Raw genomic sequence first — 6,339 nt, 5'->3', positions numbered from 1 at the left:
TCCTTAGCATATCTCTACTCGACAAAACTCCTATAAAAGAAGTACTTACGAAATACGATTACAAAAATGTCAAAGAACTAAAAAATAAACAATTAATAATCAGCGGGTTTTAAGTGCCCGCTTATGACATAATTTCTAAATAAAATATCGAGGAAGATACGTCCAACACAAAAAGAGGATCGGTGTACTCAATCCATTACTTCACCCAACAAAAACTGAGCGAACGTACTTATTACATTACGTCACCAACCCAAAAGGGAGTGAACGTACTCAGTACATTGCTTCGCCAACCAAAAAGGGAGCCAACGTACTCAGTACATTGCTTCACCAACGCAAAAGGGAGCCAACGTACTCAGTACGTTGCTTCACCAACCAAAAAGGGAGCGAACGTACTCAGTACATTGCTTCCCCAACCAAAAAGTGGGCGAACGTACTCAGTACGTTGCTTTACCCGGTAAAAAGAGGAACATTCTGGCGGGGTGCCGTAAAACATTCATTATTATACTGTTTAATTGTTTTATCGTCCGTAAATTGAAGCTGATAATCATACCATCGCACAAACTATACATCTGCTATCCCGTATTAAAACTGCAATGGTAACCTGGTCAAACATTAAAAATTTTAAAACCATGATTGAAAAATTGTTATCAGTTAGCCGTGTCACCGAAGTTGACGCAGCCAGTATGCGCATGATTGGCGCCTACAAAAACACCTCGCTTAACACCGATCTGCACCTCAGCGCGATGTTTACCGCTCTCGAAACCAGCTCGGCGCTGCTTACTGCTGCCATTAACCGCAGCAAGGCCGAAAGCGACCTCGAAGTAAAAGACGAAGCCCGCGACCAACAGGTCCGCGCCCTGTACTATCTCATCCAGGGTTACCTGCATCATCCCGATGCCGCCATAAAAGCAGCCGCCCAAACCGTGAATGCGGTGTTTGAAAAATACGGCGTGGCTATCACGGGTGAGAGTTATGCCACCGAGTCGTCGCTGATTGCCTCGCTGCTCATCGACCTCTCGAAACAAAAACAACAGGATGCCATTGCTCTTTTGCCGGGTTGTGCCGATGTGCTCTCGGCGCTGCAAACCACCGACGACGAATTTGAAGCCGCCCGAATTGTTTACGAACAGGAAAAAGCACAGGAAAGCACGCAGCTAAACGCTACCAAAATAAAGGCGGAAGTGTTGGCACTTATCAACGAAAAAATTGTGGTGTACCTGCGTGCCATGGAAATAGTGGACGAGCCTGCCTATGGCGCTTTTGCACGCACCGTTGCGGTTATTATTGCCGAAAACAACGAGGTGGTAAAAAAACGCGGCAAAAAAGAGGAAGAGCCGGTAACAGAATAACATGAAGATTCATGCCAGGTGGGCTTGTAAACACAGATCTTCAAGGTTTCGAAAACCTTGAAGGTCTACCATCCCCGCCGCCGATTCATTACACTACTTAAGTGGACCATCGCAACAGAATTAAATTTGTACTTTAGGCGCTTTAGCACCTTCTCCCCCGGCTATATCTAACATCGCATGACTTTAAGGCTCATTTACCCTCACTCCTGTCTCTCCCTTCCATGAAGGGAAAGACGATTAGCCTTCGGAAAGAAAAAGGCTTACAAAGTAGCGATAACCGGTCGTCCTTCCTTGCTTGCAGGGAAGGATAAGAGGAAGGGTTTACACAAGATTTAAGCTGATACACTAAAAAAAAAGCCATCCGTCGGTTGACGAATGGCTTTTCTATGGTGTTAGTAACGAATTACTGAATTCCGAGTTTTGCTTTTACCAAAGGCAGCAAATCCAAACTCTGAGTCGATTTGTACAGGATAGTACGGTTAGCCATTCCTGAATCGAATACATAGATCAAACCTTTTTCTTTGGCAACTTCTTCAATTGCTTTTTCTGCTTTGTCGAAAACGGGCTGCAACAGCTCGCTTTGTTTTTGCTGTAGTTGCTGATTAGCTGTTACCTGGTAATTCTGAATACGTTGTTGGATATCCTGAATTTCGGCCACTTTTGCATTTCTTTTAATCTCAGATGCATCAGCTCCCAAAGCTTCAAATTCGCCCATTTTTGTTTGATATTGATTTTGCATATCGCCCAGAATCTCTTCCAATTCGCCCTGAAATTTTCCAAATTCTTCTTCAGCTGTAGCTCTTTCGGGCATTACTTGTATCAGTGCCTGCAGATCAATGTGTCCGAACTTTAGTGTCTGTGCTTGTGCAGCAGTAGCAGCGGTTACGGTAAACAGGAGCACTGCAATTAGTTTCATTAAATTTCTCATAATTTTGCGTGGTCTAAAAATTTTTGCTTGCAAATATAATTTTATTTTACTTATATCCGAGTTTTTGCAATACCTGATCGCTTAAATCGTAGCGCGGATTGGTAAAGAACAAAGTTGTTCCGCTGGCCTTGTCGAAAATCACCGCGTAACTTCCTTCGGTAGCAATTTCCTGAACAGCATTAAAGATGTCATCCTGAATGGGTTTAACCAATCCCTGACGCTTGCTGAACAAGTCTCCGCTGGGTCCGAAATACTTCCGCTGCAATTGTTTGTAATCCTTTTCTTTCGAGATGATCACGTCTTCGCGTTTGCGTTTCATATCTTCTGAAAGCAATACACTTTCAGCCTGAAAGTCCTGATACATTTGTTCAATTTCGGCATGCATCGACTCTAGTTCTTTCTGGTACTGCGACGAAAGCTGGTCTAACTGTTCCTGTGCAGCTGTGTACGCAGGAATGTTTTCCATAATGTATTCTGAATCGATAAAACCAAATTTCTGTGCCTGCGATGCAAACACAATTGAAAGCAGTATCGCTGTTGTTAGAATGATTCTCTTCATGGTAACTCAATTTTAATTATCTGGTGTTTTACCTATCATATTCTGTGCCAAATCCAAAACCACGGGTTTAGAACTGTTGTCCGATAACAAAGTGGAACTGGCTTCCGGCTGCGTCTGAATAGCCCGGTATATCGTCAAATCCGTATCCCCAGTCGATCCCCATCAAACCAAACATCGGCAGGAAGATACGCACGCCCAAACCGGCAGAACGGTGCAGGTTGAACGGAGAATAATTCTGGAACGACATACTGGTGTTACCCCCCTCGATAAAGGCCAGTGCATAAATGGTAGCGCTTGGTTTCAGCGTAATCGGGTAACGTAGTTCCATGGTGAATTTCGAATACATTTTCGATCCGCTGTTCGGGCTCAAACTAAAGTCTTTGTAACCTCTTAAGGCTACATAATCGGTTCCGTAAATGTTGTATCCCGACATACCCGAACCACCAACGATAAAGCCTTCAAACGGCGACTGTCTTCCTTTGTCGAAATATCCAAGGAATCCCATTTCGAATGCTGTTCTCAGTACCAGGTTGGTATTTTTGGTCAGCGGGTTATACACCTGCCCTTTTAACAACCACTTGTGGTATTCAATCCATTTGTAACGGTCGTTATTTGAAATATTCGGATCGGAATAATCAGTGTTGGTTAACCACGAATAAGGAGGTGTTAACTTCATGGTCAGCGAGATGTTCGAACCACTGCGCGAATACAGCGGGTTGTCGATCGAGCTGCGTCCAAAAACGGTTTTGAAACTCAGGTTATTGAATGTTCCGTTTACCTGGCCGTTTTCATCGGCAAGGAAAGAGAAATAACTTCCCATGTTTCTCAGGTTGTAATGCTCGAGCGATACCTCGTGGTACATCGTAAAGTAGTCATCGGGCCACGACAAACGGTAACCGTATCCGAGAGCCAGCGCTGTGGTTTCCCAAATCTGTGCATTATCGGCGTTGTCGTTCTCCGATGCGTAGTTATAGTTGTACGTCGGGTAATAACTGCCGTATCCGTATCCATAGGGATTATAGCCTCCGTAACCGTAGGGCGAATAGCCATAGCTACTGCCACCATAACCTCCGTATCCATAATACGGATTATACGATTGGTAATATTTGTTGGCGCTGTAGTTAATTCTTGAGTGAGACAGCGAAACCGACAAGGAGTTCGGTTTTTTACCACCCAGCCAGGGCTCGATAAACGATAAACTTACCGTACGGTAATATTTTCCACTGGTTTGATAGCGCAAGCTAAGTGTTTGTCCGTCGCCGGTTGGAAGCGGCCTCCAGGCTTCTTTATTAAAGATGTTACGCACCGAGAAGTTGGCAAATTTCAAGCCCACAGAACCTACGAACATACCTGCTCCCCAACCTCCGGAAAGCTCGATCTGGTCGTTGGCTTTTTCCTGCAGCTGGTATTCGATGTCAACCGTTCCGTCTTCGGGATGGGGCTGAACATCGGGATTGATCGCTTCGGGATCGAAGTGTCCCAACTGGGCCAATTCGCGGTACGAACGCATTAACAATGTTTTGCTGAACAGATCGCCCGGATAAGTACGAACCTCTCTTCGGGCCACATGCTCGTGTGTTTTGGTATTTCCTACAATGCGTACTTCGTTAATGGTCGCTTGTTTGCCTTCCATAATACGCATTTCGTAGTCGATCGTATCTTTATTAACGTTGACTTCAACCGGTTCAAGGTTGAAAAACAAATATCCCTGATCGAGATACAGGTTATTCAAACCTTCGTCGTTGTCGAACAAGCGTTTATCCAGAATTTTCTGGTTGAAAACATCTCCTTTTCTGATTCCAAGGCGCATGCCCAGGTAATCTGACGGGTAAACGGTGTTGCCCACCCACTTGATGTCTCCAAAGTAATATTTGCTTCCCTCGTCAACCGTCATATCGATATTAACGCGGGGTTTATTTTTCCGCCCCACTTCTACCTGGTATACCGTGTCGTTGGTAATCACTGCATCGCGATATCCTTTCTCGTTGTATTTGTCAACCAGGTTGATCTTGTCTTTGTCGTATTCTTCTTCGAGGTATTTCTTGGTTTTAAAGAAGTTTCGTAACGATTTCTCGTTGGTTTTCTTCATGGCCTTTTCCAATGCAACATCCGACAAGGCTTCGTTGCCTTCAATTTCGATGTTGTTGACTTTTACCTTTTCTTTTTTGTCGACGTAAATATCGAGAACAACACTGTTGTTTTGCGTGGAATCGTCACGCTGAACAATGTTGACATCGGTATTTAAGAAGCCTTTTGCGGTAAAAATCCCTTTAATGGTACGTTGTGCACTGTTCACCTGGTGGTCGGTGATCTGGCTACCGCGCAGCAAAAGCACTTTTTCGGTAATGTCGTCTTTTTCCGATTTCGAAACTCCGTAAAAATTCACGTCCGACAAGCGGGGCCTTTCCTGCAGGTAAATATCCAGCCAGATATCGCCTCCTACGATTTTTGAAGCGGTTATTTTTACGTCAGAGAACAATCCCTGTTGCCAAAGCTTTTTGATCGCTTCTGTAATTTTATCACCCGGCACTTCTATGTAGTCGCCCACCGAAAGCCCTGATAACTGGATTAGAACGGTTTTATCCAGATAACGGATTCCGGTAACCTGAATATCTGCAATCGTGTATTTCCTGGCACTTGCGTAGTAGATCGAAAAATTTGTACTATCTGCTTCCTGTGCCTTAGCATGCGGTAAAAAAGTTACTAATAGGAATAGTAGTCCTATTATAGACTTTTGTAATTTAATCATAAAATTAGCTCATTAACTGTTCACTTGTTTTTCCAAATCTTCTCTCTCTGTTCTGGTAATCTACGATCGCTTCAAAAAGGTCATTCTTCCTGAAATCAGGCCATAACTTTGAAGTAAAGTACAATTCAGAATAAGCAATCTGCCACAGTAAAAAATTACTGATCCGGTACTCACCACTGGTTCTGATGAGCAGCTCCGGATCCGGCACGCCGGATGTAGCCAGATAACTTCTGAACAGTTTATTATTTATCTTTTCTGGTTTCAGTATATGTTCAGCAACGTCTTTTGCGATTTTACTGACAGCGTTCATAATGTCCCACTGTCCGCTGTAACTAAGCGCCAAAATCAGGTTCAAACCTGTATTCTTGCTTAAGCGCTCGATACAACTTTCCAATTGTTTACGAACAGGAACGGGCATGGCTTCAATATCTCCAATGGCATCCAAACGCACGTTGTTTTTCATTAACGAGTCGGTTTCCATTTCGATGGCGTGCACCAGCAGCGCCATTAACGCATCCACTTCGGCCTTGGGCCTGTCCCAGTTTTCGGTAGAAAAAGCATAGAGGGTTAAATGTTTCACTCCTATTTCTCCGGCGCCTTCGACCACCGAGCGGACGGCCTCAACACCATGTTCATGCCCCGAAATCCGGGCCTGACCATGCTGGGCAGCCCACCTGCCATTCCCATCCATAATGATCGCAATGTGCTGTGGTATATTGTTACTGTCTATCCTTTCTCTGAACGTTTCCATTCT

The 6,339-nt window shown here is 44.3% G+C and carries 5 protein-coding genes; 1 reads left to right on the top strand and 4 read right to left on the bottom strand.

The features are described 5' to 3' along the window. Window positions 1-629 precede the first annotated feature (629 nt). Window positions 630-1,349, top strand: a complete 720-nt coding sequence (locus tag MR764_RS13195) for a DUF6261 family protein (protein WP_247979895.1) — start codon at window positions 630-632, stop codon at window positions 1,347-1,349. A gap of 403 nt (window positions 1,350-1,752) precedes the next feature. On the opposite strand, the gene MR764_RS13190 is transcribed toward MR764_RS13195, so the two are convergent. The 4 genes from MR764_RS13190 to MR764_RS13175 all read right to left on the bottom strand — a co-directional run bounded on the left by MR764_RS13190 (window position 1,753) and on the right by MR764_RS13175 (window position 6,336). Then, entirely contained in the window at window positions 1,753-2,265 is a 513-nt protein-coding gene (locus tag MR764_RS13190; protein ID WP_247979894.1) for an OmpH family outer membrane protein, read from the bottom strand. 58 nt (window positions 2,266-2,323) lie between these two features. Further along, window positions 2,324-2,836, bottom strand: a complete 513-nt coding sequence (locus tag MR764_RS13185; protein ID WP_247979893.1) for an OmpH family outer membrane protein — start codon at window positions 2,834-2,836, stop codon at window positions 2,324-2,326. 67 nt (window positions 2,837-2,903) lie between these two features. After that, window positions 2,904-5,585, bottom strand: a complete 2,682-nt coding sequence (gene bamA / locus MR764_RS13180) for an outer membrane protein assembly factor BamA (protein WP_247979892.1) — start codon at window positions 5,583-5,585, stop codon at window positions 2,904-2,906. Window positions 5,586-5,589: 4 nt separating this feature from the next. Then, the gene (locus MR764_RS13175) at window positions 5,590-6,336 is read right to left on the bottom strand and encodes an isoprenyl transferase (protein WP_247979891.1); all 747 of its coding nucleotides are present in this window, start codon (window positions 6,334-6,336) and stop codon (window positions 5,590-5,592) included. Between the last annotated feature and the right edge of the window lie 3 nt (window positions 6,337-6,339).

This window comes from Maribellus sp. YY47 (genome assembly GCF_023111095.1).
Classification (GTDB): Bacteria; Bacteroidota; Bacteroidia; order Bacteroidales; family Prolixibacteraceae; genus Draconibacterium.
Note: the sequence above shows the minus strand (reverse complement) of the source record. Positions and strands in the feature narration are given on the sequence as shown.

What these genes read in the sequence shown, in the direction of transcription:
- MR764_RS13195 (WP_247979895.1), top strand. Translation starts at nt 630, where the DNA reads ATGATTGAAAAATTGTTATCAGTTAGCCGTGTCACCGAAGTTGACGCA.
- MR764_RS13190 (WP_247979894.1), bottom strand. Translation starts at nt 2,265, where the DNA reads ATGAAACTAATTGCAGTGCTCCTGTTTACCGTAACCGCTGCTACTGCT.
- MR764_RS13185 (WP_247979893.1), bottom strand. Translation starts at nt 2,836, where the DNA reads ATGAAGAGAATCATTCTAACAACAGCGATACTGCTTTCAATTGTGTTT.
- bamA (WP_247979892.1), bottom strand. Translation starts at nt 5,585, where the DNA reads ATGATTAAATTACAAAAGTCTATAATAGGACTACTATTCCTATTAGTA.
- MR764_RS13175 (WP_247979891.1), bottom strand. Translation starts at nt 6,336, where the DNA reads ATGGAAACGTTCAGAGAAAGGATAGACAGTAACAATATACCACAGCAC.